The following is a 25,166-nucleotide window of genomic DNA, read 5'->3' as shown; positions in this document are numbered from 1 at the left end:
GACTGTAAATCCGCTGGCTATGCCTTCGTAGGTTCGAGTCCTACTTCCCCCACCATCTCACTTCTTCTTCGCAGATGATCGGTCGAACGGTTCGCGCCACACTCTCGGCGGTGCCGATCCACGGCGAATGACGGGTCGATCAGTGATCCACCACCTCGCCGAGTGCCGCCAGCAGCGACGACCGAGCCCGGCTCACCCGGCTCTTCACCGTGCCGACCTGGCAGCCGAGCCGAAGCGCCGCCTCCTCATAGGTGTAGCCCTCGGCGCCGATCAGCAGCAGCGCCTGGCGCTGGGCCTCGGGCAGAGACTCCATCCGCTCCCGGACCACCCGCAGGGTGCTGGCATGGTCCTGATCCGCCGGCGCGGCCAGTTGACCCGCGAGAATCCCGTCGCCATCCTCGACTTCCCGACGACCCTTCCGCAGATCCGTGTAGAACTGGTTGCGCATGATCGTGAACAGCCAGGCGGTGAAGTTCGTGCCGGCCTGGAACCGGTGCTGGTTCGCCCAGGCCCGGGCGCAGGTTTCCTGGACCAGATCGTCGGCCCGCACCACGTCGTGCGACAGCGAGAGACCGAAGGTCCGCAGAGCTGGCAACGCCGTCATCAGAGCGTTACGGAAGTCGAAGCTGATCGCCTCCCCTTTTGCCGCCAGGGCAGCCTCGACCCGGGCCAGCAGCTCAGCGAGGCGTGGCGGCAGCTCGGTCTGTGCGACAGGACTGAAGTACTGCTGCAGAGGTTTTCTGAGAAAACCTTGAATCACATAGGCAGTGACTGTGTCGGATGGCGGTGTCGGCGCGGGGGAGAGCGCAGTCGGATCGATCTTCATTGTCGGGAGAGGACCCATGATCTCGTTCGATGCTTTCTTTTTAACGGTTCGAATTTTGATGGCAATAGAAGCTCGACCGATGCTGATGAGGCCGGAGCCCTCGCGGCCCTCACCGCCCTGGCGCAGGAGACGCGGTTGCGTGCGCTGCGGGCCCTGCTGCACGCCTCGCCAAATGGGATGCCGGCCGGGCAGCTCGGCGCCACGATCGGCTGCGCCCCCTCGACCCTGACCTTCCATCTGTGGCAGTTGCAGGGGGCCGGTCTCGTGTCCTTGCGCCGCCAGGGCGCGTCGGTGATCTACTCCGCGCTTCCCCGAGGCCTCGCCGGCCTGACCGACTACCTGACCCAGGCCTGCTGCGGCGGCAGGCCGGAGGCTTGCTTGCCGGTGCCGGCATGCCGCCGCGGCGAGGCCGCACTCTCCCCCACTGCTCCTGGTACAACCACGCCGGCGTCGAGCCGGTCATGAGCTTCTGCACCGACGCCGAGCAGGCCTACCGCTTCGAGATGCGCATCCGCGATCCGCTCAAGCCGTGGAAGCTCAGTCCGATAGACATCGAATCACGCCGGCGCTGGCAGAGCTACATCCGGGCGAAGGAGGATAGGCTGGCCCGCACCCGTATCCCGGAGGCGCCGTGGTGGGCCGTCGAAGCAATCGACAAGCGGCGTGCCCGCCTCAACGCATCAGCCACCTGCCGGAGCAGGTGCCTTACGGCACCGTCGAGCGCCCGCCCGTCTATTTGCACGAGCGGGTGCGCAAGCCCGACTACGTCAGCGGCGAGATCCCGGTCGAGATGTACATGCCGGCGCGGTATTGAGCGCAGCCTTGCGCGCGGCGGCGCTCGCCGCCCTCGCCCTTGTCTCGTAGGGAGCTGCCGCGCAGCAGGCTCCCGCCTCACGGTCGTCCCGCCGGACTGGCCCCTGACCGGCACCGGCGGCCACACCCAGACCGCCATCGTCCAATTGCGCACCTCCGATCAGGTCTCGGTGACGATTGGCAGCTCAATCCAGTCGTCGCTCGGTCCCTGCACAGCCTGCTCACCATGCTCGGCATCTTGATCGGGGTCGCCTCGGTCGTCGCCGTGCTGGCGATCGCCGGCAGCGCCCAGGCCGTGCGCGAGAACCGGAACTGGAACACGGCGGTCAACGGCACCACCACGAACCACTTCGTGGTCCGGGACTGGACGCTCGCCTCCGGCTGCACCTTCAACGCGACCGAGGAGGCGACGGCCGGGAAGGTCGCGGTGCTCGGCAGCGTCCTCGCCCGCGAGCTGTTCGCCGAGGGCGACCCGGTCGGCGCCGAGATCCGGATCATGAACGTCCCGTTCGAGGTCGTGGGCGTGCTCAGCCCAAAGGGGCCGGACCAGGACGACGTCGCCTTCATGCCGCTCTCGACCGCCAATCTCCGGTTCCTCGGCAGCGCCGCCGGTAGCGGCACTCCTTCTCGCGGGCGCGGAGGTCACCACCGCGCCCGCGAGATCCTGGAGACGTGGCAGCCGGGAGGCGTGGCGCGCTGTCAGCCGAACACCCGGCCCAGCGCCCCGTCGATCGCCTCGACGATCCGGTCGATGTCGGCCGGGGTCGCGATCAAGGCCGGGCTGAGGCAGAGGGTGTTGTTGAGCCCGGCGAGCGAGCGGTTGGTGGCGCCGATGATGACGCCGTTCGCCATGCAATCGGCCACCACGGCCTGGACCCGCTTCTCCTCCGCCGGCTCCCTGGTGGCGCGGTCGGCGACGAGCTCGGCACCGCAGAACAGGCCCTTGCCGCGCACGTCGCCGATGACGGCGTGGCGCTCGGCGAGGGTGTGCAGGCCGGCCATCAGCCGCTCGCCCATCGCGACCGTGTTGTCGAGGAGGCCCTCGTCCTCGATGATCCGCATGTTCTCGAGCGCCGCCGCCGGGCCGGCGGTGCAGCCGCCGAAGGTCGAGATGTCGCGGAAGTAGGACATCGGGTCGGAGGCGTCGTCCTTGAACAGCGAGAACACCGCCTCGGTCGTCGTCGTGCAGGCGATCGCCGCGTAGCCCGAGGCCACGCCCTTGGCCATGGTGACGAAATCGGGCTTCACGCCGTAGTGCTGGTAGCCGAACCACGCGCCGGTGCGGCCCATGCCGCAGACCACCTCGTCGATGTGGATCAGGATCTCGTGGCGACGGCAGATGTCCTGCACCTTCTCCCAGTAGCCTTTCGGGGGCGTGATGACGCCGCCCCCGGCGGTGACCGGTTCGAGGCAGATCGCCCCGATGCTGTCGGGCCCCTCGCGCAGGATCACCGCCTCGATCGCGTCGGCGGCCATCTCGCCGTAATTCTCCACGGCGCCCCACTGGCTGCGGTATTCGAGGCAGTGCGGCACCGCCACGAAGCCGTCCGGGAACGGCCCGTACTGGTCGCGGCGCTGGTCCTGGCCCCCGGCCGCCAGCGCGCCGATCGTGGTGCCGTGATAGTCGCGCTCGCGGTAGAGGATCTTGGCTTTCCGCCCGCCATGGTGCCGGTGCGCGATCTGGCGCACCATCTTGAACACCTTCTCGTTCGCCTCCGACCCCGAATTCGAGTAATAGACCCGGGTCATGCCGGGCATCTTGGCGATCAGCCGCTCGGAGAACAGGGCCGCCGGCACCGAGCCGGCCGCGCCCGCGAAGTAGTTGAGCTTGACCAGCTGGTCGCGCACCGCGTCGGCGATGCTGGTGCGGCCGTAGCCGACATTGACGGTCCAGACGCCGCCGGCGACCGCGTCGAGGTATTCGCGCCCGGTCGCGTCCCAGATCCGCATCCCCTTCCCCTCGACCATCACCCGCGGGTCAGTGGTCTCGTAGGCCTTGTGCTGCGAGAGGTGGTGCCAGACATGGGCCCGGTCGGCCTCGATGACGTGACGCAGGTCGTTGGTGCGGAGCATGTCGTTCATGGGGCGTCCTTCGAATCCGGTGATGTCGGCGGGGCGGGCCGTCACACCTTACCCTTCCACGGGGTGAGGCGCCGTTCCAGCCGGCGCATGCCGAACTCGAAGGCGGCCGCCAGGGCGCCGATGACCAGGATGCCCATCACCACGATATCGGTGCGCAGGAAGTTCGAGGCGTTGAGCACCATCTGGCCGATGCCGGTGGAGGCCGCCACCATCTCGGCGGCGACGAGGGTCGTCCAGCCGACGCCCATGCCGATGCGCAGGCCGACCAGGATGTCGGGCAGGGCCGCCGGCAGGACCACGTGGCGCACCACCTGCGCGCGGCTGGCGCCGAGCGCCCGGGCGGCGTTGACCTGGTCGGCACTCGCCGCCGAGACGCCGGCGCGGGCGGCGAGCGCCACCGGCGCGAAGCAGGCGAGGAAGATCAGCAGGATCTTCGAGGTTTCGCCGATGCCGAACCAGATGATGACGAGCGGCAGGTAGGCGAGCGGCGGCAGCGGCCGGTAGAACTCGATGAACGGATCGAGCGCCGCTCGCAGGGTGGAATTGAGGCCGGTGGCGAGGCCGACCGGGATCCCGATGAGGCCTGCGAGCACGAAGGCGGCGACGACCCGCATCAGGCTGGTCATGACGTGCTCGAGGAGCGGCGCGCCGTCGATGCGCCCCTCCAGCGCGTCGGAGAAAGCCGCGAGCACGCTTCCGGGCCGGGGCAGGAACAGCGGCTTGACGACGCCGGCCTGCGTCGCGGCGATCCAGGCGGCGAGGGCGAGGACGATGGTCGCGAGGCTGATCAGCCAGGCGGGCGGGACGCGCCCGCGCATCGCGGGGCGGCGCCGGCGGACCGAGGACGGCGCGCTCATCGCCGCGCCAGGGGTGTCGGTGGCGGCCTCGCTCATGCGGCGGCTCCTCGCTCGGGGTCCGTTCTCGCCCCGCCATGGTCGTGGATGACGCTGAGCACCCGCTCGCGCATGGCGATGAAGTCGGGGCTGGACTTCACCGCCCGCGACGTCTCGCCCGCGAGGAAGCGCCGGCAGAACTCGAGCGGGATGATCTCCGCAATGCGTCCCGGCCGGGGCGTCATGATGACGAGCTTGGTCGCCAGGAAGATCGCCTCCTCGACCTCGTGGGTAATGAAGAACGCCATCTTCCGCGTCCGCGCCCAGAGGGTCAGGATCAGCTCCTGGACCTGCTCGCGGGTGAAGGCGTCGAGCGCCCCCAGCGGCTCGTCCATCAGCAGCATGCGCGGATCGGCAGTGAGCGCCCGGGCGATGCCGACGCGCTGCTGCATGCCGCCGGAGAGCTCGTAGATCTTCTTGTCCGCGGCGCCGCCAAGGCCGACAAGGTCGAGCATGGCGTGGGCCCGCGCCTCGCGCTCGGGCCTCGGCACTCCCTGCATCTTGAGTCCGAAGGCGACGTTGTCGCGCACGTCGAGCCAGGGCATCAGCGCGTGGCGCTGGAACACCACGCCGCGATCGGCCCCGGGCCCCGTGACCGGGCGCCCGTCGAGCAGGATCTGCCCCTCCGTCGCCGGCAGGAAGCCGGCGATGCCATTGAGCAGGGTCGTCTTCCCGCATCCCGAGGCGCCGAGCGCGACCACGAACTCGCCCGGCTCGATCGTCAGGTCGACCCGGGACAGGGCGAGCGTCGCGCTCTCGCCCTCGCCGTAACGGACGCTGAGCTTGCGGATCTCCAGCATCGGCGCGTCTCCCGAGGCTCAGGGCTTGAGGGCGGCGTCGACCAGGTCGGCGGTGACGAAGGCGCCATAGTTCGGCGCGAGATCGGGCACGCGGCCCTGCGCCTTCAGGAACTCCGCCGTCGATTTGAGCGCGTCCGCCGCGCCGCCGCCGAGCCAGCGGGGGGAGGCCTGCTCGGCGAGCGTCGGGAATCGGTAGGCGGAGAGCGCCGCCGGCACCTCGGCGGGGGCGGCCCCGGTCCATTTGGCGATCGCGGCGACCTGCGGCGAGGACTCGGTCCAGGAAGCCCCGGTCTTGGCGTACTCGGCGTCGGCGGCGGCGAGCAGCCGCACGAAGGTCGTCATGAAGTCGCGATGGGCGGCCAGGAAGGCGTCGGTGACGACGATGCCGTCGAAGGTCGCCTTGCCCTTGCGGGCGAAGTCGCCGGCTGAGGCGATGACCGTGCCGGTCTTCTTCGCCACCGTCAGCACCGGCGCCCAGATGAAGGCGGCGTCGATGTCGCCGCGCTCCCAGGCCGCCGCGATCTCCGGCGGGCGCATGTTGAGGACCTTGACGTCCTTGGGGCCCAGGCCCGCCTCCTGCAGGGCGAACATCAGCTGGTAATGGGCAGTGGAGACGAACGGCACGCCGACCGTCCGTCCCTTCAGGTCCTTGACCGCCGTGATCCCGGTCCCGTTGCGGGCAACGAGCTGCTCGGCATCGCCGATATCGTCGAGGATCCAGAACAGCTTGATCGGCAGCCCCTGCGAGGCGGCGGCGGCGATCGGCGAGGAGCCCGCCTCGCCGATATCGACGTTGCCCGACGCCATGGCGCGGATCACGTCCCCGCCGCCGCCGAACTTCACCCATTTCACCTTGTAGCCGGTGCGCTTCTCCAGCTCGCCGCTCTCCATGAGCACGCGGATCGGCGTCGTCATGTCCTGGTAGGCGAAGGTGACGCTCTTCTCGGCCGCCCGCGCCGGGGCGAGGCCGATCCCCGTCATCGAACCGAGGGCCATGGCGGAGAGAGCGGAGAGCAAGGTCTTCCTGGTGATCATGCGCGGTCCTCGTTGCGAGCCCGGCGGTGCGTGCGACGGCCCTCCGGCCCTGAAGCAGATCTCGGGCCGGAATTCGCAGGCCGGTGCGGTCCGGCAGGACGATCGGATCTTTCCGGGCGTTGGCAGCCGCTCGCGCGGGCATCCGATGCCGGTTTCTGATCCGGAGACCCGGCGGTCAAGCCCATCCGGGACAGAACATCACCGCGTCAAAAAATGCCTTCTCTTTTTTGGCAAGCATACAGTAGGTTGTTCCACTGACGATCCGGCAAAACCTTGAATGCCTCCACCGGAACTGGGAACGAGAGAAGAATTTTTACTGGCACGATGGTCCCGGCCTGCGTAGGGCAGCTCGGGGACAGCCGGCGCGCCCTTCCCGCATCCTCCCGGTCCCTGGCACGTTGGCTTCAGGCTCGGGCTTCACGCTCGGCACCGAGCAGGAGTGGCCGTCATGTCGAACCGACGCGAATTGTACCAGAGCCCGAGCGGAGAGAGCTGGTACCTCGGCCGCGAGCCCAGCAACGGCCGGGCCTTCGTCATCCATCAGCCCAACGGTCCGTCGGGCAGCCGCCTGCGCCACATCGAGCTGGGCGCCTTCCTGAGCGACGGCACCGGGAAGCCGGAGCAGCAGGCCCTGCTCCGCCTGATCGGCACGCTCGTCGAGGTGCCGCCCTACGCGGACAAGCCCTGAAGGACGGTCCGCGGAGCGGCATCGGACGGATGGGCCGAGGGCTCGCGATGATCGCAACCTCGGCCCTTCGCTCTGCCGGCCGGCAGGCCCATATGGGTCTCACGAAGAAACCTCCCGGAGACCGCCGGATGCCGACCTACACGAAGGACGAAGCCGTCATCGCCACGCTCAGCCCCGAGCAGTACCGCGTCACCCAGCAGAACGGCACCGAGCGGCCAGGGACCGGCGAGTACCTCGACAACAAGGAGCCGGGAATCTACGTCGACATCGTCTCGGGCGAGCCTCTGTTCGCCTCCTCCGACAAGTACGAATCCGGCTGCGGCTGGCCGAGCTTCACCAAGCCGGTCGAGCCGGCCCACGTCGCGGAGCTGCGCGACACGACGCACGGCATGATCCGCACCGAGGTCCGCTCGAAGCACGGCGACAGCCATCTCGGCCACGTCTTCCCGGACGGACCGCGGGACCGGGGCGGCCTGCGCTACTGCATCAACTCTGCCTCGCTGCGCTTCGTCCCCCGCGACCGGATGGAGGCCGAGGGCTACGGTGCCTATCTCGACCAGGTCGAGGGTTGAAACGAGGACCGTTCGACTCTGCTGGAAAGTATGGCCCGGAATCCCCTCTCCCGTGTGGGAGAGGGGAGACGTGCTCTATCTTTGTTCGAGAAGAGCAAGCGGGAATCCATGAGCGTGCAGGCAACGAACTTGAGGAGGGCACCGGCCGCTACAACCGTGCCCGCGCCTCCTCCACTACCCGCTCCGGCGTGAGGCCGAAATGCCGGGCGAGGTCGGCCTCCGCTCCCGAGGCGCCGAAGCCGCTCATGCCGACGAAGCCGCCCTCCTCGCCGAGATAGCGGTCCCAGCCGAGGCGCACCGCGGCCTCGATCCCGACCCGGACCGTGCCGGACCCGAGGGTGGCGCGGCGATAGGAGGCGTCCTGGCGCTCGAACAGCTCCCAGGACGGCATCGAGACGACGGCCGTCGGAATGCCCTCTTCCTCCAGCCGGCGACGGGCCTCGACGGCGAGGCTGACCTCGGAGCCGGTGGCGAGGAGCGTGACACGGCGGGGGCCGGACGCCTCCTCCAGCACGTAGGCGCCCCTCGCCGAGCGGTTCTCGCCCAACCCGTCGCGGCGCAATGCCGGCAGGACCTGGCGGGCGAAGATCAGCGAGGATGGGCCGGTGCGGTTCTGGAGCGCGATCTGCCAGCACTCCGCTGCCTCGACGGCGTCGGCGGGGCGCAGGACCAGCATGTTGGGAATGGCGCGGAGCGAGGCCAGGTACTCAACCGGCTGATGGGTCGGCCCGTTGCGGCCGATGCCGATCGAATCGTGGCTGAACACGAACGGCACCGGGAGACCCATCATGGCGGCGAGCCGCAGGACCGGGCGCAGGTAGTCCGAGAAGACCAGGTAGGTGACGCCGACCGGCACCACGCCGCCATGGGCGGCCATGCCGTTCATCATCGCCCCCATGGCGTGCTCGCGGATGCCGTAATGGACGTAGCGCCCGCCCTGGTCCTCGGCCGTGAAGGGCTTGAGGCTGCGCTTGTGCTGGGTCGCGCCCTCGAGGTCCGGCGCGCCGGAGAGGAGTTCGGGAATGGCTTCCGCCAGGCGGTCGACCAGTTCGCCCGAGAGGGCGATGCCGGACTGCGCCTTGCCCGAGCGGGCGGCCTCCTCGCGGAACGCGCGCAAGGGGGCGTCCCAGCCCTCCGGCAGCTTACCCTCGCGCAGGCGATCGAGAAGGCGGCGGCGCTCCGGCGGTAGCGCGGCGACCCGGCGCGTCCATGACTCGAAGGCGGGCGCGTTGCGCTCGCCGGCAGCACGCCAGGCGGCGCGGATCTCCTCCGGGATCTCGAAGGCCGGGTGGGGCCAGTTCAGGGCCTTGCGGGCGGCGGCGCTGAGGGAGGCCGGGATGCGGGCGGAATGCGCCGCGCGCGTGCCCTCGACGCCCGGCAGGCCGCGGCCGATCACCGTGGTGCAGCGGATCATCGAGGGGCGCGGATCGGCCTTGGCCAGCAGCAGGGCGGCCGAGACCGCCTCGCTATCGTGGCCGTCCACCTCCTGCACGTGCCAGTGGCTCAACCGGAAGCGCGCCGACATGTCGTCGCTCAGCGCGAGGTCGATCGCGCCGTCGTCGGTCATCTGGTTGTCGTCCCAGAGGAACGTCAGCTTGCCCAGGCGCAGGTGCCCGGCGAGCGAGATCACCTCCTGGCCGATTCCCTCCTGCAGGCAGCCGTCGCCGACGAGGGCGTAGGTGCGGTGGTCGATGATGTCGGGCCCGAGCCAGCGGTTCAGGTAGGCTTCCGCCAGCGCCATGCCGGCCGCGTTGGCGATGCCCTGGCCGAGCGGTCCGGTGGTGGTCTCGATGCCGTGGGCGGGGGCGTATTCCGGGTGGCCCTCGCAGGGCGAGCCGAGTTCGCGGAAGCGCTTGATGTCGTCGAGCCCGATCCCCTCGTAGCCACTGAGATGCAGCAGGGAATAGAGCAGCATCGAGCCGTGGCCGTTCGACTCGACGAAGCGGTCGCGGTCGAACCACAAAGGTTCGCGGGCCAGGAACTTGAGGTGGCGGGTGAAGAGCGCTGTCACCGTGTCGGCAGCGCCGAGCGGCGTGCCCGGATGCCCCTCGCCCACCCGCTCGATGGCGTCGATGGACAGGAAGCGGATCGCGTCCGCGAGCGCGCGCGGCTCGGTGCAGGTCATCGGGGTCCCTCCCGGGGATTGTTGGGTGCTCTTGAGGCAAGATCACCCAACCGCCCCCAGAAGGCGAACTCAAACGAGTTTTACCCTCGCGGAGATGAGCGGGATTCATCTCCCGCTCGTGCTCCGTCAGGCGGCGATCAGCCCGCCCATCCGGGCCACCCGACCGAGATGGTGGTCGGCATCGCCGAACAGCTGGTCGATCATCGTGACCCGCTTGAAGTAGTGGCCGACGCTGTACTCCATCGTCACGCCGACGCCGCCGTGGAGCTGGACCGCGCCCTGGCCGACGATGCGGCCGGAGCGGCCGATCTGGACCTTGGCGCCGGCGATCGCCCGGGCGCGCTCCTCCGCGTCGTCCTCGCCCGCCATCATGGTGGCGAGGAAGGCCATCGAGCGGGCTTGCTCCAAGGCGATGAACATATCGGCGGCCCGGTGCTGGAGCACCTGGAACGAGCCGATCGTCACGCCGAACTGCTTGCGGGTCTTCAGGTACTCGACCGTGAGCGTGTGCATGCGGTCCATGGCGCCGACCGCCTCGGCGCAGAGCGCCGCGATCGCCTCGTCCGTCACCCGTTCGATCACCGGCAGGGCCCCGGCGGGATCGCCGATCACGGCGCCGGACCCGACCCGGACCGAGGACAAGGAGACTTCCGCCGCCCGCATCCCGTCCTGGGTCGGGTAGCCGCGGCGCGACACGCCCTCGGCATTGGCCTCGACCAGGAACAGGCCGATGCCGTCACGGTCGCGCCGGGAGCCGGAGGTCCGGGCCGAGACGATCAGCCGGTCGGCGCTGTCGCCGTGCAGGACCAGGGATTTCTCCCCTTCGAGCACCCATCCGTCGCCGTCGCGGCGCGCGGTGACGCCGACGTCGTGGAGGTCGTAGCGGGCCTGGCGCTCGGTGTGCGCGAAGGCGTAGCGAGTCTCGCCGGCGATGAGGCCGGGGAGCCACTCGGCGCGCTGCTCAGGCGCCGCCGCGTGGCGCAGCACGCCGCCCGAGAGCACGACCGTGGCGAGGTAGGGTTCGAGCGCGAGCGCGCCGCCGAACGCCTCCATGACGATCATCGTCTCGACCGGCCCGCCGCCGATGCCGCCATCCTCTTCCGCGAACGGCACCGCGAGCAGTCCCTGCTCTGCGTAAGCCGCCCACATCGCCTTCGAGAAGCCCTCGGGCTCCTTGGAATGGCGCTTGCGGGATTCGAAATCGTAGCGGTCGGCGAGAAGCCGCTCGACGCTGTCCTTGAGGAGGCGCTGCTCCTCGCTCAGATCGAAATCCATCGGATCGTTTCCGTTCTCGCCGGTGTCGAAACGCGGCTTTGTCTCTTCATCCCACCCGCGACCTCATCCTGAGGTGCGAGCGCAAGCGAGCCTCGAAGGAGGGCTCCAGAACTCTCCGCGATCCCTGGAGCCCCCCTTCGAGGTCAGTCGATCGGAGATCGACTGACACCTCAGGATGAGGTCGAGGGTTGGCGTTCAAAGCCCCAGGATCGCCTTCGCGATGATGTTCTTCTGGATCTCGTTCGAGCCGCCGTAGATCGAGATCTTGCGCCAGTTGAAGTAGGTCGGCGCGGCCGGTCCCGCCCAGTCGGGACCGACCGGCGGCTCGTTGCTCAGAGGCTCGTCGCCCTCGTCCTCCGGCACGTAAGGCAGGGCGTAGGGGCCGACGACTTCGAGCAGCAATTCGGTCGTCGCCTGCTGGATCTCCGAGCCCTTGATCTTGAGGATCGAGGAGGCCGGGTCCGGCTTGCCCTTCTCGCGGGTGCGCTCGGCGGCGACGACGCGCAACTGCGTCATCTCGAGCGCCTTCAGCTCGATCTCGAGCGCCGCCAGCTTCTCGCGGAAGCGCGGATTCTCCAGGATCGGCGTGTCGCCGACCCGCTCCAGAGCCGCCAGCTCCTTCAGCCGCCGGATGCGCTGCTTGGAGACGCCGACGCGGGCGATGTTGGTGCGCTCGTTGCCGAGCAGGAACTTGGCGTAGTCCCAGCCCTTGTTCTCCTGGCCGACCAGGTTCTCGACCGGCACCTTCACGTCGTCGAAGAACACCTCGTTGACCTCGTGCCCGCCGTCGATCGTCTGGATCGGCCGCACGGTGATGCCCGGCGTCTTCATGTCGATGAGGAGGAAGCTGATGCCCTCCTGCTTCTTCACGGTCGCGTCGGTGCGCACCAGGCAGAAGATCCAGTCGGCGTACTGGCCGAGCGTGGTCCAGGTTTTCTGGCCGTTGACGACGTAAGTATCCCCCTCGCGCACCGCCTTGGTCTTGAGCGAGGCGAGGTCGGAGCCGGAGCCGGGCTCGGAGAAGCCCTGGCACCACCAGTCGTCGAGGTTGGCGATGCGGGGCAGGAAGTGCGTCTTCTGCGCCTCGTTGCCGAACTGGGCGATCACCGGCCCGACCATGTAGACGCCGAATTGCAGCGGCGACGGCGCCGGGAAGCTCTGGAGCTCGTCGAGGAAGATGTACTGGCGCACCGGATCCCAGCCGGTGCCGCCCCACTCGACGGGCCAGTTCGGCACCGCCCAGCCCTTCTTGTTGAGGATCTTCTGCCAAGTGACGATGTCGTCCTTCGACGGGTGGCGGCCGTCGACAAGCTTCTGGCGGATCTCCTGCGGCAAGTTCTCCTGGAAGAAGGTGCGGACTTCCTGGCGGAAGGCGCGCTCCTCGGGGGTGAAGCGAAGGTCCATGGGTGCCTCCTCGGGAGGTTGTTCGTCTGAATGTCTAGCTCGCCGCCCAACCCTCCCCCGTCTGCGGGGGAGGGTGGACCCTGCGTCAGCAGGGCCGGGAAAGGGCAGCGCGACGCTGGAGGTGGCGCCCTTCTTGACGCTCGCGACCTCTCCGGAAGCGGTGTCCCCTCTCCCGCCGGCTCCACCGGGCACCCTCCCCCGCTGAGGGGGGACGGTTCACCCGCGCGCTGCACTTATACCCTCGCGCCTTGCCATCGACACGTCGATGGCAAGGCGTCCGGCGCATCAGCGCCGGCGCCCATTCGGGCTTGCCTTGCGCATCCGAACGAGTCCGTTCGAAGGCGCGGCGGTATTACAGGTCCTTGAAGCCCCTGCCCTCGGCCGCCAGCCGCTCCAGCAGCGCCGACGGCTTGAACTCGTCGCCGTACTCGGCCTGGTAGGCGCGCAGGCGCTCCAGCACCTTCGGCAGCCCGATCGTGTCGGCCCAGAACATCGGGCCGCCGCGATAGACGGGCCAGCCGTAGCCGTTGATCCACACGATATCGATGTCGGAGGCCCGGATCGCCTTGCCCTCCTCGAGGATCTTCGCGCCCTCGTTGACCATCGGGTAGAGGGTGCGCTCCAGGATCTCCTGGTCGGTGGCGTCCCGGCGCTTGACGCCCTGGCGCTCGGCGACCTTGGCGATGATCTCCTCGGTCACCGGCGAGGGCGTCGCCTTGCGCTTGGCGTCGTAGTCGTAGAAGCCGGCGCTCGTCTTCTGGCCGCGGCGGTCCTGCTCGCAGAGGAGGTCGCGGACGCTTTCCGACTTGTTGGTCTCGGCGCTCCAGCCGATGTCGAGTCCGGCGAGGTCGCTCATCGTGAACGGGCCCATCGGCAGGCCGAACTCGTAGATCACCCGGTCGACGTCCCAGGGGGTCACGCCCTCGAGGATCAGCCGGTTGGCCTCGCGCTGGCGCTGGGCCAGCATCCGGTTGCCGACGAAGCCATGGCAGACGCCGACGAGGACCGAGATCTTGCCGATCTTACGGCCGATCTGCATTGCGGTGGCGACGACGTCCTTCGCGGTCTTCTCGCCGCGCACGACTTCCAGGAGCCGCATCACGTTGGCGGGCGAGAAGAAGTGCATGCCGATCACGTCGGCCGGTCGGTTCGTCATCGCGGCGATCGCGTCGATGTCGAGGTACGAGGTATTGGAGGCCAGGATCGCGCCGGGCTTGGCGATCCGATCGAGCTTGGAGAAGATCTCCTTCTTGATGCCCATATCCTCGAACACGGCCTCGATGATGAGGTCGCAATCGGCGAGCGCGTCCAGCTCCAGGGTGTCGGAGAGGAGGCCCATCCGGGTCTCGACGTCTTCCGGCTTCAGCCGGCCCTTCTTGGCGGTGTTCTCGTAATTGGTGCGGATGGTCTTGAGGCCGCGGTCGAGCGCCTCGCGCTTGGTCTCGACGATCGTCACCGGGATGCCGGCATTCAGGAAATTCATCGAGATGCCGCCGCCCATCGTGCCGGCGCCGATGATGCCGACCTTGGCGATGGGGCGGGCGGGCGTGTCCTCGGGCACGTCCGGGATCTTGGCGGTCTGCCGCTCGGCGAAGAACACGTAGCGCTGCGCCGCCGACTGGGTGCCGGAGACGAGCGTCTGGAACTGCGCGCGCTCGAAGGCGATTCCCTCGTCGAAGGGCAGCCGGCAGGCGGCCTCGACGCAGGCGATGCAGGCCTCGGGAGCCTCGAAGCCGCGGGTCTTGCGGGCATTCTCCTCGCGGAACGCCGCGAACAGGCCGGGATCGTCGCGGCCTTCCGCGATTCTGTCGTCGCGGTCACGGATCTTGGTGAGCGGCCGGCCTTCCGCGACGACGCGCTCGGCGAAGGCGATGGCGTGGGCGCGCAGCGACTCCTCCGGCGCCAACTCGTCGATCAGCCCCATTCCGGCCGCCGCCTTGGCGCCGATCGGCGACCCGCCGACGATGACCTCGAGGGCCTTGCGCGGGCCGACCACCCGCGGCAGGCGCTGGGTGCCGCCGGCCCCCGGCAGGATGCCGAGCTTGACCTCCGGCAGGCCGACCTTGGCCGAGGGCACCGCCACCCGGTAGTGGCAGGCGAGCGCGGTCTCGAGCCCTCCGCCGAGGGCGTTGCCGTGGATCGCGGCGATCACCGGTTTCGTGGACGCCTCGATGCGGTTGAGGAGGTCGGGCAGGCCGATGCCGCTCTGCGGCTTGCCGAACTCGGTGATGTCGGCCCCGGCCGAGAACATCCGGCCGCCGCCGATCAGCACGATCGCCTTGACGGCGGGATCGGCCTCCGCGGCCTCGACCGCCGCCAGGATGCCCTGGCGGAGCCCCGAACCCAGCGCGTTGACCGGGCCGGATTGCAGCGTCAGCACCGCGACCGCGCCCTCGCGGGCGGTCGAGACGGGATTTTGAGCGGGCGTATCTTGCGCCATGGTTGGCTTCGTCCCTCTGCCGGCGTCCTCCGGGCGCCTCTTGCCGGGCGCCGTCGCATGAGCCGGATGATGTGGCAGGTTCAGTAGATCTCGAACAGGCCCGCGGCGCCCATGCCGCCGCCGACGCACATCGTCACGACGCCGTACTTGGCGCCGCGGCGGCGGCCTTCCAGCAGGATATGGCCGGTCATCCTCGCCCCCGACATCCCGTAGGGATGGCCGATCGAGATCGCGCCGCCATTGACGTTCAGGCGCTCGTCCGGGATGCCGAGCCTGTCGCGGCAATAGAGCACCTGGCTGGCGAAGGCCTCGTTCAGCTCCCACAGGTCGATGTCGTCGACCGTGAGGCCGTGCTGCTTGAGGAGCTTCGGCACCGCGAAGACCGGGCCGATCCCCATCTCGTCCGGGTTGCAGCCGGCCACCGCCATGCCCCGGTAGGCGCCGAGGGCTTTCAGGCCGCGGCGCTCGGCCTCACGGGCCTCCATCAGCACGACCGCCGCCGCCCCGTCCGAGAGCTGGCTGGCATTGCCGGCGGTGATGAACTGCCCCTCCTTGATCCGCTGCCCGTCCTTGAACACGGGCTTGAGGCCCTGGAGGTCGTCGAGCCGGGTCTGGGGCCGGTTGCCCTCGTCCTGCGAGAGCGTGATCTCCTTGTGCGAGACCGCGCCGGTCGCCTTGTCGACCACCGCCATGCGGGCGGTCATCGGCACGATCTCGTCGGCGAAGAGGTTCTCGGCTTGCGCGCGGGCGGTGCGCTGCTGCGAGCGCAGGGCGTAGGCGTCCTGCGCCTCGCGGCCGATTCCGTAGCGCTCAGCCACATTCTCGGCGGTCTCGATCATCGTCATGTAGATCGCCGGCACATGCTCGACGAGCCACGGATCCTGGCCGCGGAAACGGTTGATCTTGTCGTTCTGCACCAGCGAGATCGATTCGAGGCCGCCGCCGACCGCGACGTCGAGCCCGTCGGTGACGATCTCCTTCGCGGCGGTGGCGATCGCCATCAGGCCGGAGGCGCATTGCCGGTCGAGGCTCATGCCGGCCACGGTCTCGGGGAGTCCGGCCCGCAGGGCCGCCTGGCGGGCGATGTTGCCGCCGGTCGAGCCCTGCTGGAGGGCGGCGCCCATCACCACGTCGCCGATCTCCGCCGGGTCGATCCCGGCGCGTTGCACGGCATGCGCGATGGCGTGGCCACCGAGGGCCTGGCCTTGCGTATCGTTGAACGCGCCCCGGTAGGCCTTGCCGATGGGGGTGCGCGCGGTGGCGACGATGACGGCTTCCCGCATCACGGTTTCCTCCGACCGCCCCGTCCGCCGCTCTTACGGCGGGGCGGGGTCCTGCCTCATTATCGGGGATTGGGTATGGAGCCGCAAGGGGCCCGAAACCCAGGCCTGAGCGAGAGGCTTTTGCCCTCGTCCGACCCTCCCCACGGCCGCGTTTTCGAAAACACGGCTTGCTTAATCGCCATACAGGGCTAAGGTCGGCGCAAAAGCAAGGCCTGTTTCGGCAATGGCCCGCCGGCAAAGGTCATCTGGGAGGACGCCCCATGCAGACGCCGCTCTTCGATCTCACCGGCCGCGTCGCCATCGTCACCGGCTCGTCCCGCGGCATCGGCCGGGCCATCGCCGAGCGCCTGGCCGAGCACGGCGCCCGGGTCGTCATCTCCTCGCGCAAGGCAGAGGCCTGCACCCCCGTCGCCGAGGCGATCAACGCCCGACACGGCGAGGAGCGGGCTCATGTGATCGCCGCCAGCATCTCGTCGAAGGCCGATCTCGAGCGCCTGGCCAAGGGCACCGAGGACCGCTTCGGCCGCATCGACTCGATCGTCTGCAACGCCGCCTCGAACCCATATTACGGGCCGATGAGCGGCATCTCGGACGACCAGTTCCGCAAGATCCTCGACAACAACGTGATCGCCAGCCACTGGCTGATCGGCTTCTGCGCCCCCGGCATGATCGCCAGGAAGGACGGGTCGATCATCCTGGTCTCGTCGGTCGGGGGCTTGAAGGGCTCGGGGGTGATCGGCGCCTACAACGTCTCGAAGGCGGCGGATTTCCAGCTCGCCCGCAACCTCGCGGTGGAGCTCGGGCCCCACAACGTCCGGGTCAACTGCATCGCGCCGGGCCTGATCCAGACCGACTTCGCCCGCGCCCTGTGGGAGGACCCGAAGTCCCGCGCCGCCTACACCGCCCGCACGCCGCTCGCCCGCATCGGCCAGCCCGACGAGATCGCGGGGGCCGCGGTGTTCCTGGCGAGCCCGGCCGGCGCCTTCATGACCGGCCAGAGCATCGTGATCGACGGCGGCCAGACGATTACCTGATCGCCGCCTCGCGCCCGCCCGTCGAGAGCCACCCAGCCACGAGTCCGCCGATGACCGAGCCGTCCGCCGCGACGACGCCCGAATCCCCGAAAGCCTGGCCTGCCCTCTCCCTCGCCGAGGCGACCGCGCGGCTGACCGCGCCCGGCTCCCCGTTCGCGATCATCGAGATCCCCATACGCGGCGTGCCGACCCGGATCTGGGCCAACGCGCCGGCCACGCTGCGCGACATCTTCGTGGCCGGGCGGGCGCACGGGGAAAAAACCTTCCTGGTCTACGAGGACGAGCGGGCGAGCTTCGAGGCGTTCAGCCGCGCCGCCCTGGCGCTCGCCGACAACCTCATCCGCGGCGGCGTCCGCCCGGGCGACCGGGTGGCGATCGCGATGCGCAACCTGCCCGAATGGCCGGTGGCGTTCTTCGCCGCGATCCTGGCCGGCGCGGTCGCGACGCCGCTCAACGCCTGGTGGACGGGTCCCGAGCTCGACCACGGCTTCACCGATTCCGGTGCCCGCGTCGCCATCGTCGACGAGGAGCGCTGGGCCCGGATCGCCGAGCGGCGCGCCGGCTACACGGCGCTCGAGCGGGTGCTGATCGCCCGCGCGCCGGCAGCAGCCGGCACCGAGAGCCTGACCGACGTCATCGGCCCGGTCGCGACCTGGGGCGGGCTGCCGGAGGGCCAGATCCCCGACCTGGGGATCGGCCCCGAGGACATCGCCACCCTGTTCTACACCTCCGGCACAACCGGCCGTTCGAAAGGAGCGATCGGTACCCAGCGCGCCGGCGCCAGCGGGGTGATGGCGCATCCGTTCTCCGCCGCCCGGGCCTTCCTGCGCCGGGGCGAGCCGGTGCCGGTGCCCGATCCCGCGGCGCCCCAGAAGGTGGCGCTGCTCTCGATCCCGCTGTTTCACGTCACCGGCTGCTTCGCCACCCTGGTGACCAACCTCCATCGCGGCGGGCGCCTCGTCATGATGCGCCGCTGGGACCTCGCCCGCGCGATGGTCTTGATCGAGCGCGAGCGCTGCACCAGCGCCGGCGGCGTGCCGACGATCGCGTTCCAGCTCCTCGACGGGATGGCGGCCGGCACGCACGACCTCTCCTCCCTGGAGACGATCAGCTACGGCGGCGCCCCGGCTCCGGCCGAGCTGGTGCGCCGGCTGAAGGCCGCATTCCCGAATGCCCAGCCGGCCACCGGCTGGGGCATGACCGAGACCAGCGCCACCTTCACCCACCATCAGGGCGAGGATTACGTCCGCCGTCCCGACAGCTGCGGCCCGGCCCTGCCGATCTGCGAGGCGAAGGTGATGGACCCGGAGGAGAACCCGCTGCCGCCCGGCGAGGTCGGCGAGCTGTGGGTCAAGGGTCCGATCGTGATCGCCGGCTACTGGAACCGGCCCGACCCCGACGCGACGGTGTTCCGCGACGGCTGGCTGCGCACCGGCGACCTGGCGCGGATCGACCCCGAGGGCTTCGTGACCATCGTCGACCGGGCCAAGGACATGCTGATCCGCGGCGGCGAGAACATCTATTGCGGCGAGGTCGAGAGCGTCCTCTACGAGCACCCGGCGGTGGTCGATGCCGCCGTCGTCGGCATCCCGCACCCCACGCTCGGCGAGGAGCCCGGTGCCGTGGTGGCGATCGCCCGCGGCGCGGAGGCCGGCGAGGAGGAGTTGCGTGCCTTCGTGGCCGCCCGGCTCGCCGCCTTCAAGGTGCCGGTGCGCATCCTGCTTCACGACGAGATCCTGCCGCGCAACCCGAACGGCAAGATCTTGAAGAGCGAGTTGAAGAAGCTGTTCTGACGGCCCGCTGTCCCTTCGCGGAGGCGCCGGCACCCTCCAATCCCGGGGCTGCGCAGCAGGAACCGGGGCAACCTGCTTGAGGTATGAAGCGCGGCGCCCGACGAAGCACCGGGACGTCCCCCGCCCTCACTCGACGTAGAACCCCGCCCCCTCGAACGTCACTCCGGCGAAATCCCCCCGGCGCCAGCGCAGGCGCACCGTGACGGTGCGCAGGTCGTGAGCGGCGATGACGAGGGGGAACGTGTCCGGCAGGGCGATGCGGGCGGGAATGCGCAGCCGCGCCCCCGCGGTCGAGACGTCCGCGATATCGCAGGCGACGGAGTGGTCGGGGCCGAGCACGATCCGTCCCTGCTGAATCAGGCGGCGGCGCCGGCCTGCGCGGGGGACCGGTGCGGAATCCCGGCCGTCCCCGTCCTCGACGCCGTCGGTCTCCCGCAGATCGGCCATAGGCTCCCCGCAACCGGGCCCCCGCGCCCGTGCGGCAACGCTTACGGCTTTCTCGACGCCGCGAAAACCCGGGGTGCCAGCGATCCCGCCGACCTGGGCGATCCCGTTAACCAGGCGTCAAGCCTGTTCCTTCATCTCTCGTTAGCCATCAACCTTCGAGCCAGTCCCGGCCATGCCCGCTGCCCCGGCCACGCGCAAACGCCCCTCCCTCCCCCCCGAGAGCCCGATCGCGGGCCTGATCGCCCGCCGCCGGGCCCGGGAGGCGGCGGCGGAGCGGGGCGTGTTCGGCGCCGCCATCCTGCTGGCGCTCACCGCCACGGGATTCGCCGGCTACACTCTGGCCCAGCCGACCTGGCCCTACGACGTGCGCGAGGTGCTGCCGGCCCTGAGCGGACCGTTCACCTGGAAGCGGACGGTCGCGGAGGCCCGCGCGCCCGAGCCCGACCTCGATCCCCTGACCACCGGCTCGCTGGCCGAGGCGCCGGCGGCCCCCGCGGCGGCGGCGGTCGCGGCGCTTCCGGAGCGGTCGGGGCCGCCGCCCTCGGGCTTCGCCCTGCGGCGCGCCGCCGCCGGGCTGGCGGTGGTGGAGGGACGCGACGGCCTGCACGAGATCGGCGTCGGCTCCACCCTGCCCGGGGCCGGTCGGGTACTGTCGATCCGCAGCACGAGCGCCGGCTGGATCGTCATCACCACCGAGACCATCATCGGGCCGACCCCGCTGTGAGGGCTGCGCTGCAAGCTTCGGGCCCGCGGCAAGCCCCGAGCAAGCGTGGCCGCCTAGAGCGGAGGCCTCATCGGGGCGCCGTGCCGCTGGCGGCCCCGTCCCACCGCGCCGACGGGCCGGAGACGAATCCGTGACCAGCACCCTGACGAGCTACATGCTCCTGTCGCGGAACCTCGCGACCTCGCTGCAGCGCAAGGGCAACGATCAGATCGTCGCCCGCGAGACCGCCTATTACCAGGCCAATATCGGCAAGGTGACGTCGGTCGACGACTTCATGGCCGACCAGCGCCTCTACGGCTACGCCATGAAGGCGTTCGGCCTCGAGGATATGGCTTACGCCAAGGCGTTCATGCGCAAGGTCCTGAGCGAGGGCACGGACAGTGCCACGGCCTTCGCCAACCGCCTCGCCGACGACCGCTACGTCGCCTTCGCGAAGGCCTTCGACTTCACGCCGGGCACCACCGCCAAGGGCACCGACCCGGTCGTGGTGTCGCCGACCCAGCTCAACCCGGCGGGCAGCGCGAAGCTCTCCCTCCCCTACGCCCTCGCCGCGTCCTACGACTTCAGCGGCACCAACGAGGCGAGCTTCACCCTCTCCTCGCAGGTCGACGCGAGCACGACGAAGAGCGCAACCATCGTCCTCAACAAGGCGGCCCTCGCCGGCAAAGTCGCGAATCTCGCCAGCGTCACCCGGACCGAGATCGGCGCGGCGATCAACGCCCAGATCGGCGCGTCCGGACCCGACGGGCTGATGGGCAAGGTGCAGGTCGGCATCGGTGCCAATGGCAGCCTGTTCTTCGAGACCACGGGCTATACCGAACTCGGCTTCGACGATGCGCCCGGCGGCACCGGCGTGAACGCCGATACGGTCTACCTCGCCGGCGGCACGAACCGCACCCTCACGGTGACCAACGGTACCCTGTCGGGGGTCGGCCAGACGGCCGTCGACATCGGCAACGGCACGGATCTCTCGCCCGGCGCCAACGTCAAGGGCGTCGTCGATGCCTACCTGCAGCAGAGCCTCGAAGCGGATGCCGGCGCCGAGGATACCGGGGTGCGCCTCGCCCTCTACTTCGCCCGCAAGGCGCCGTCGCTCAGCAGCGGCTACGACATCCTGAGCGATCCTGCCCTGACCCAGGTCGTCAACACGGTGATCGGCCTGCCGGCGACGAGCAGTGCCACCACCAGCGACGCCCTGGCCGCGCGGGCGGTCCTCATCTCCTCCAAGGTCGACTTCGCGAGCTTCCGGGACCCGGCCAAGGTCGAGGCCTTCGCCCGCCGCTTCGCGGCGATCTGGGACGCGCAGAACAACACCGCGACCGATCCGATCCTGGCGCTGTTCAGCAACGGCCAGGCGTGAGGCGGCGATGCAGAACAGCCTCTACGTCAACCTCTCGGCCCAGGTCGCCCTCGACAAGCGCCTGACCACCACCGCCAACAACGTCGCCAACATGGCGACGGCGGGCTTCCGCGCCGAGGAGACGAAGTTCTCCGCCCTGCTCGCCCAGGCGACGAAGGGCGCCGTGGCCTTCGTCGGCTCGAACGACACCTACCTGTCGCGGGCCTCCGGCCCGATCACCAAGACCGATTCCCCTCTCGACGTCGCGGTGCAGGGCGATGCCTGGCTGGGCGTCGGCGGTCCGTCCGGCCCCGTCTATACCCGCGACGGGCGCCTGACGATGGACGCGACCGGTCAGCTGCGCACCCTCACCGGACAGCCGGTGCTGGATCCGGGCGGCTCACCCCTGCTCCTCGACCCGCAGCAGGGCCCGCCGACCATCGGGCGCGACGGCAGCATCTACCAGGGCACCAACCAGGTCGGCGCGCTCGGCCTCTACGTCCTCGACAAGAAGGGCACGCTCGCCCGGGCGCCCGGCAATGCCGTGACCTCCAGCCTGCCGGCGCGGCCGGTGCAGGATTTCACCGGTATCGGGATCGTCCAGGGCTACGTCGAGGGCTCGAACGTCAACCCGATCATGGAGATGACGAAGCTCATCACCATCCAGCGCGCCTTCGAGAGCGCCGCCACCGCGACCGCGGAGGCCGAATCGTCGCTCCAGAGCGCCGTGAAGACGCTCTCGCCGCAGGGCAGCTGACTCGATGGCAGCTGACATCATGGCGGCCGAGCGCGTGACAGAGGCGCGAGTGACAGCCGCGCGCGTGACAGCCGCGCCCTTGGCGGGGGATCCGATCGCCCGCCTCGCCGAGGCGATGGCGGCGGCCCGGCAGGACGGGGCCCTGGTGCGGATCGGCGGGCCGATCCGCGAGGTGACCGCGAGCGCCTGCCGGATCGGCGGGGTCGCGCCCTTCGTGCGCCTCGGCGACCGGATGAGCTTCTCGGCCAACGGGCGGGCGCAGGTCGGCGAGATCGTCCGGGTCGACGCCGAGGGCGCGACGCTGAAAGCCTACGAGAGCCGGATCGAGGCGGGGATCGGCACGCTCGCCCACCGCCTCGGGCCGGCGGAGCTGCGACCGGACCCGAGCTGGAAGGGCCGGGTCATCGACGCCCTCGGGCGCCCGGTGGACGGCGCGGGACCGCTCAGTTCCGGAATCGGCGCCGTCCCGCTCGACGCCGACCCGCCCGCCGCCCTCGGCCGGGCCCGGGTGCGGGCCCCCCTGCGCACCGGGGTCAGGGCGCTCGACCTGTTCACCCCGCTCTGCGCCGGCCAGCGTATCGGCATCTTCGCCGGCTCCGGCGTCGGCAAGTCGACCCTGCTCGCCATGCTGGCGGGAGCGGAGGGATTCGACAGCGTCGTCGTCGCCCTGGTGGGCGAGCGCGGGCGCGAGGTGCGCGAGTTCCTCGAAGGCCCGCTGGCGCCGAGCCGCGCGCGCGCCGTGGTGGTGGTCTCGACCGGCGACGAGAGCCCGATGATGCGCCGCCAGGCGCCCAAGGTCGCCCTCGCGGTGGCCGAGGCGTTTCGCGACCGCGGCGAATCGGTGCTCCTGATCGTCGATTCGGTGACCCGCTACGCCCATGCCGCCCGCGACGTGGCGCTCGCGGCCGGCGAGCCGGCGGTGGCCCGCGGCTACCCGCCGAGCGTCTTCTCCGACCTGCCGCGCCTGCTGGAGCGGGCGGGCCCGGGCCTCGAGGGGCGCGGGACCATCACGGGCGTGTTCTCGGTGCTGGTCGACGGGGACGACCACAACGACCCGGTCGCCGACAGCATCCGCGGCACCCTCGACGGCCACGTCGTCCTCGACCGCGCCATCGCCGAGCAGGGGCGCTACCCGGCGGTCGACCTCCTCGGCTCGATCTCGCGGCTCGCCACCGAGGTCTGGACGCCCGAGCAGCGCGACCTGATCCGCAAGCTCCGGGCGATGATGGCCCGTTTCGAGGAGACCCGGGACCTGCGCCTGATGGGCGGCTACCGGGCCGGGACCGATGCCGAGCTCGACCAGGCCATCGGCCTGGTGCCGCGGATCTACGACGCCCTGCGCCAGGATCCGGGCCAGCCGCCGAGCCAGGACGCGTTCCTGGAGCTCGCCCAGAGCCTGCGGGGCTGACGCGCGATGATCCGGCCGCCCCTGCCCCATGTCCCTTCCCCGGCTTCGGTCTCCAAGCTCCGCGCAAGCCTGGGCGGGTCTATTCCGCCCCGAGCCTTGCCCCCGCAAGCCCCGTCCCGCCTGCGTCCCATTCAAAGCATCCTGACGAACGAGGTCCCGCAATGAGTCTCATCGGCGTGCTCCGCACCGGTGTCTCGGGCATGAACGCCCAGTCGAACCGCATCTCGACGGTGGCGGAGAACATCCAGAATTCCGGTACGACGGGCTACAAGCGCAGCTCGGCGGAGTTCTCCTCGCTGCTGATCGCCGAGACCGCGGGCGGCACCTATAATTCGGGCTCGGTCGAGACGACCGTGCGCCGGGCGGTGACCGAGGGCGGCACCCTGAATGCCACGACCTCGAAATCCGACCTCGCCATCGACGGAAACGGCTTCTTCGTGGTCCAGGATCCGGCCGGCGCGCCCTACCTGACCCGGGCCGGCAACTTCAAGGTCGACGGCACCACCGGCAACTTCACCAACGCCGCCAACATGACCCTGATGGGCTACAGCCTGCTCGACGGCGAGCCCAACCCGACGCTCAACGACGTCACCGACATGGTGCCGATCAACCTTGCGTCGGTCAGCACCCGGGCGACCCCGACCACCGAGGCCAGCCTGTCGGGCAAGCTGCCGCTCGAGGGGACCGTCGCGAACGCAGGTGAGTACTCGAAGAAGTACTCGCTCGTGACCTACGACAAGCTCGGCAAGGCCCAGACCCTCGACGTCTACCTGTCGAAGAATACCGGCGGCACCTGGACCGCCTCGATCTACAACGCCGCCTCCAGCCCGACCCCGACCGGCACCGACCCGACCCTGCCGGCCGGCGCGTCCCTCGCCACCGCCACGCTCGGCTTCGACGCGCAAGGCAGGCTCGCCGGCACCCCGGCCGCCGGCACCGACAAGTTCATCACCCTGAACACCGCCCCGGCCGGCGCCGGCGAGACCATCACCCTCGACTTCTCGGGCCTGAACCAGCTCGCCGGCGATTACGGCGTCGAGGGCAAGGCCGACGGCAAGCCGCCAGCGGCGGTGACCGGCTCGGAATTCGGCAGCGACGGCACCGTCTACGCCACCTTCGACGATGGCTCCCGCCTGGCCGCCTTCAAGGTGCCGCTCGCCACCGTGAAGAGCCCGGACAATCTCGAGCCGCGCTCCGGCAACGTCTACCGGGTGAGCGTCGATTCCGGCGACATCCAGGTCGGCTTCGCCGGCCAGAACGGCCGCGGCGCGATCAAATCCGGCGCCCTCGAGCAGTCGAACGTCGACGTGAGCACCGAACTCACGGCGATGATCGAGTCGCAGTCGGTCTACACCGCCAATTCCAAGGTGTTCACGACCGGCAACGAGATGCTCGACACCCTGATGAACCTGAAGCGGTAACGGCAGG

The 25,166-nt window shown here is 70.1% G+C and carries 21 protein-coding genes and 2 pseudogenes; 12 read left to right on the top strand and 11 right to left on the bottom strand.

All coding sequences use genetic code 11. The features are described from left to right. Window positions 1-139 precede the first annotated feature (139 nt). Window positions 140-826 carry a sigma-70 family RNA polymerase sigma factor gene (locus MFF64_RS20235; protein WP_238192210.1) on the bottom strand — a complete coding sequence of 229 codons (687 nt, stop codon included), beginning with the start codon at window positions 824-826 and terminating at the stop codon, window positions 140-142. Between the two features lie 117 nt (window positions 827-943). Here MFF64_RS20235 and MFF64_RS20230 point away from each other — a divergent pair, with 117 nt between their 5' ends. From MFF64_RS20230 to MFF64_RS20220, 3 genes and pseudogenes are all read left to right on the top strand, one after another. Then, window positions 944-1,291 (top strand): ArsR/SmtB family transcription factor, encoded by a 348-nt coding sequence (locus MFF64_RS20230; RefSeq protein ID WP_273557164.1) that lies wholly within the window; start codon window positions 944-946, stop codon window positions 1,289-1,291. Continuing rightward, window positions 1,219-1,458 (top strand): annotated as a pseudogene (locus tag MFF64_RS38620) (hypothetical protein); the annotation flags it as partial. The gene MFF64_RS20230 and the pseudogene MFF64_RS38620, both read left to right, overlap by 73 nt. 407 nt (window positions 1,459-1,865) lie before the next feature. Continuing rightward, window positions 1,866-2,174 (top strand): annotated as a pseudogene (locus MFF64_RS20220) (ABC transporter permease); the annotation flags it as partial. Window positions 2,175-2,338: 164 nt separating this feature from the next. Here MFF64_RS20220 and MFF64_RS20215 read toward each other — a convergent pair. The 4 genes from MFF64_RS20215 to tauA are packed head-to-tail and all read right to left on the bottom strand — an operon-like array spanning window position 2,339 to window position 6,449. Continuing rightward, the gene (locus MFF64_RS20215; RefSeq protein WP_099900169.1) at window positions 2,339-3,721 is read right to left on the bottom strand and encodes an aminotransferase family protein; all 1,383 of its coding nucleotides are present in this window, start codon (window positions 3,719-3,721) and stop codon (window positions 2,339-2,341) included. A 41-nt stretch (window positions 3,722-3,762) separates the two neighbouring features. Beyond that, a complete protein-coding gene (locus tag MFF64_RS20210) occupies window positions 3,763-4,614 on the bottom strand; it encodes an ABC transporter permease subunit (protein WP_099900163.1) in 852 nt (283 codons plus the stop codon). Further along, window positions 4,611-5,414, bottom strand: coding sequence for a taurine ABC transporter ATP-binding subunit (tauB, locus tag MFF64_RS20205; protein ID WP_099900165.1), 804 nt, complete (start codon window positions 5,412-5,414; stop codon window positions 4,611-4,613). The genes MFF64_RS20210 and tauB overlap by 4 nt, the downstream gene beginning before the upstream one ends. 18 nt (window positions 5,415-5,432) lie before the next feature. Beyond that, entirely contained in the window at window positions 5,433-6,449 is a 1,017-nt protein-coding gene (tauA, locus tag MFF64_RS20200; RefSeq protein WP_099906416.1) for a taurine ABC transporter substrate-binding protein, read from the bottom strand. A gap of 448 nt (window positions 6,450-6,897) precedes the next feature. Here tauA and MFF64_RS20195 point away from each other — a divergent pair, with 448 nt between their 5' ends. After that, window positions 6,898-7,137: a hypothetical protein gene (locus tag MFF64_RS20195; RefSeq protein WP_099906418.1), complete on the top strand. Its 240-nt coding sequence runs from the start codon at window positions 6,898-6,900 to the stop codon at window positions 7,135-7,137. Between the two features lie 128 nt (window positions 7,138-7,265). Further along, entirely contained in the window at window positions 7,266-7,709 is a 444-nt protein-coding gene (gene msrB, locus MFF64_RS20190; protein WP_099906420.1) for a peptide-methionine (R)-S-oxide reductase MsrB, read from the top strand. A 148-nt stretch (window positions 7,710-7,857) separates the two neighbouring features. Here the strand turns inward: msrB and MFF64_RS20185 are convergent, their stop codons facing one another. The 5 genes from MFF64_RS20185 to MFF64_RS20165 form a co-directional block, all read right to left on the bottom strand. Then, complete coding sequence (locus MFF64_RS20185) at window positions 7,858-9,834, bottom strand: transketolase family protein (protein ID WP_099906421.1); 1,977 nt, start codon at window positions 9,832-9,834, stop codon at window positions 7,858-7,860. Window positions 9,835-9,960: 126 nt separating this feature from the next. Then, entirely contained in the window at window positions 9,961-11,109 is a 1,149-nt protein-coding gene (locus MFF64_RS20180; RefSeq protein ID WP_099906422.1) for an acyl-CoA dehydrogenase family protein, read from the bottom strand. A 195-nt stretch (window positions 11,110-11,304) separates the two neighbouring features. Beyond that, the gene (pimC, locus tag MFF64_RS20175) at window positions 11,305-12,513 is read right to left on the bottom strand and encodes a pimeloyl-CoA dehydrogenase large subunit (protein WP_099906424.1); all 1,209 of its coding nucleotides are present in this window, start codon (window positions 12,511-12,513) and stop codon (window positions 11,305-11,307) included. 352 nt (window positions 12,514-12,865) lie between these two features. Then, the gene (locus tag MFF64_RS20170) at window positions 12,866-14,953 is read right to left on the bottom strand and encodes a 3-hydroxyacyl-CoA dehydrogenase NAD-binding domain-containing protein (RefSeq protein ID WP_238192206.1); all 2,088 of its coding nucleotides are present in this window, start codon (window positions 14,951-14,953) and stop codon (window positions 12,866-12,868) included. A gap of 80 nt (window positions 14,954-15,033) precedes the next feature. Further along, window positions 15,034-16,236: an acetyl-CoA C-acyltransferase gene (locus MFF64_RS20165; RefSeq protein ID WP_099903257.1), complete on the bottom strand. Its 1,203-nt coding sequence runs from the start codon at window positions 16,234-16,236 to the stop codon at window positions 15,034-15,036. Between the two features lie 260 nt (window positions 16,237-16,496). Between MFF64_RS20165 and MFF64_RS20160 the strand changes: the two genes are divergently transcribed. Both MFF64_RS20160 and MFF64_RS20155 read left to right on the top strand, forming a co-directional pair. Further along, entirely contained in the window at window positions 16,497-17,270 is a 774-nt protein-coding gene (locus MFF64_RS20160; RefSeq protein WP_099903260.1) for an SDR family oxidoreductase, read from the top strand. Window positions 17,271-17,320: 50 nt separating this feature from the next. Then, window positions 17,321-19,063, top strand: a complete 1,743-nt coding sequence (locus MFF64_RS20155) for a class I adenylate-forming enzyme family protein (RefSeq protein ID WP_238192204.1) — start codon at window positions 17,321-17,323, stop codon at window positions 19,061-19,063. 126 nt (window positions 19,064-19,189) lie between these two features. Here the strand turns inward: MFF64_RS20155 and MFF64_RS20150 are convergent, their stop codons facing one another. Continuing rightward, window positions 19,190-19,510 (bottom strand): PilZ domain-containing protein, encoded by a 321-nt coding sequence (locus tag MFF64_RS20150; RefSeq protein ID WP_099905732.1) that lies wholly within the window; start codon window positions 19,508-19,510, stop codon window positions 19,190-19,192. Window positions 19,511-19,682: 172 nt separating this feature from the next. Here MFF64_RS20150 and MFF64_RS20145 point away from each other — a divergent pair, with 172 nt between their 5' ends. The 5 genes from MFF64_RS20145 to MFF64_RS20125 all read left to right on the top strand — a co-directional run bounded on the left by MFF64_RS20145 (window position 19,683) and on the right by MFF64_RS20125 (window position 25,159). Then, window positions 19,683-20,234 (top strand): hypothetical protein, encoded by a 552-nt coding sequence (locus MFF64_RS20145; protein ID WP_099905730.1) that lies wholly within the window; start codon window positions 19,683-19,685, stop codon window positions 20,232-20,234. 130 nt (window positions 20,235-20,364) lie between these two features. Continuing rightward, window positions 20,365-21,594, top strand: coding sequence for a DUF1217 domain-containing protein (locus MFF64_RS20140; protein WP_099905728.1), 1,230 nt, complete (start codon window positions 20,365-20,367; stop codon window positions 21,592-21,594). 7 nt (window positions 21,595-21,601) lie between these two features. Continuing rightward, window positions 21,602-22,330: a flagellar basal-body rod protein FlgF gene (gene flgF / locus MFF64_RS20135; protein WP_099905726.1), complete on the top strand. Its 729-nt coding sequence runs from the start codon at window positions 21,602-21,604 to the stop codon at window positions 22,328-22,330. Between the two features lie 115 nt (window positions 22,331-22,445). Further along, window positions 22,446-23,738, top strand: a complete 1,293-nt coding sequence (fliI, locus tag MFF64_RS20130; RefSeq protein WP_425324395.1) for a flagellar protein export ATPase FliI — start codon at window positions 22,446-22,448, stop codon at window positions 23,736-23,738. Between the two features lie 161 nt (window positions 23,739-23,899). Then, window positions 23,900-25,159: a flagellar hook protein FlgE gene (locus MFF64_RS20125; RefSeq protein ID WP_238192202.1), complete on the top strand. Its 1,260-nt coding sequence runs from the start codon at window positions 23,900-23,902 to the stop codon at window positions 25,157-25,159. The last annotated feature ends 7 nt before the right edge of the window (window positions 25,160-25,166 follow it).

Origin of the sequence: Methylobacterium frigidaeris (assembly GCF_022179185.1) — a bacterium.
Classification (GTDB): Bacteria; Pseudomonadota; Alphaproteobacteria; order Rhizobiales; family Beijerinckiaceae; genus Methylobacterium; species Methylobacterium frigidaeris.
The sequence above is the reverse complement of the archived record's forward strand: the minus strand, read 5'-3'. Positions and strand labels throughout refer to the sequence as shown.

Coding starts and splice junctions, on each gene's coding strand:
- MFF64_RS20235 (WP_238192210.1), bottom strand. CDS start 826: ATGAAGATCGATCCGACTGCGCTCTCCCCCGCGCCGACACCGCCATCC.
- MFF64_RS20215 (WP_099900169.1), bottom strand. CDS start 3,721: ATGAACGACATGCTCCGCACCAACGACCTGCGTCACGTCATCGAGGCC.
- MFF64_RS20210 (WP_099900163.1), bottom strand. CDS start 4,614: ATGAGCGAGGCCGCCACCGACACCCCTGGCGCGGCGATGAGCGCGCCG.
- tauB (WP_099900165.1), bottom strand. CDS start 5,414: ATGCTGGAGATCCGCAAGCTCAGCGTCCGTTACGGCGAGGGCGAGAGC.
- tauA (WP_099906416.1), bottom strand. CDS start 6,449: ATGATCACCAGGAAGACCTTGCTCTCCGCTCTCTCCGCCATGGCCCTC.
- MFF64_RS20195 (WP_099906418.1), top strand. CDS start 6,898: ATGTCGAACCGACGCGAATTGTACCAGAGCCCGAGCGGAGAGAGCTGG.
- msrB (WP_099906420.1), top strand. CDS start 7,266: ATGCCGACCTACACGAAGGACGAAGCCGTCATCGCCACGCTCAGCCCC.
- MFF64_RS20185 (WP_099906421.1), bottom strand. CDS start 9,834: ATGACCTGCACCGAGCCGCGCGCGCTCGCGGACGCGATCCGCTTCCTG.
- MFF64_RS20180 (WP_099906422.1), bottom strand. CDS start 11,109: ATGGATTTCGATCTGAGCGAGGAGCAGCGCCTCCTCAAGGACAGCGTC.
- pimC (WP_099906424.1), bottom strand. CDS start 12,513: ATGGACCTTCGCTTCACCCCCGAGGAGCGCGCCTTCCGCCAGGAAGTC.
- MFF64_RS20170 (WP_238192206.1), bottom strand. CDS start 14,953: ATGGCGCAAGATACGCCCGCTCAAAATCCCGTCTCGACCGCCCGCGAG.
- MFF64_RS20165 (WP_099903257.1), bottom strand. CDS start 16,236: ATGCGGGAAGCCGTCATCGTCGCCACCGCGCGCACCCCCATCGGCAAG.
- MFF64_RS20160 (WP_099903260.1), top strand. CDS start 16,497: ATGCAGACGCCGCTCTTCGATCTCACCGGCCGCGTCGCCATCGTCACC.
- MFF64_RS20155 (WP_238192204.1), top strand. CDS start 17,321: ATGACCGAGCCGTCCGCCGCGACGACGCCCGAATCCCCGAAAGCCTGG.
- MFF64_RS20150 (WP_099905732.1), bottom strand. CDS start 19,510: ATGGCCGATCTGCGGGAGACCGACGGCGTCGAGGACGGGGACGGCCGG.
- MFF64_RS20145 (WP_099905730.1), top strand. CDS start 19,683: ATGCCCGCTGCCCCGGCCACGCGCAAACGCCCCTCCCTCCCCCCCGAG.
- flgF (WP_099905726.1), top strand. CDS start 21,602: ATGCAGAACAGCCTCTACGTCAACCTCTCGGCCCAGGTCGCCCTCGAC.
- fliI (WP_425324395.1), top strand. CDS start 22,446: ATGGCGGCGGCCCGGCAGGACGGGGCCCTGGTGCGGATCGGCGGGCCG.
- MFF64_RS20125 (WP_238192202.1), top strand. CDS start 23,900: ATGAGTCTCATCGGCGTGCTCCGCACCGGTGTCTCGGGCATGAACGCC.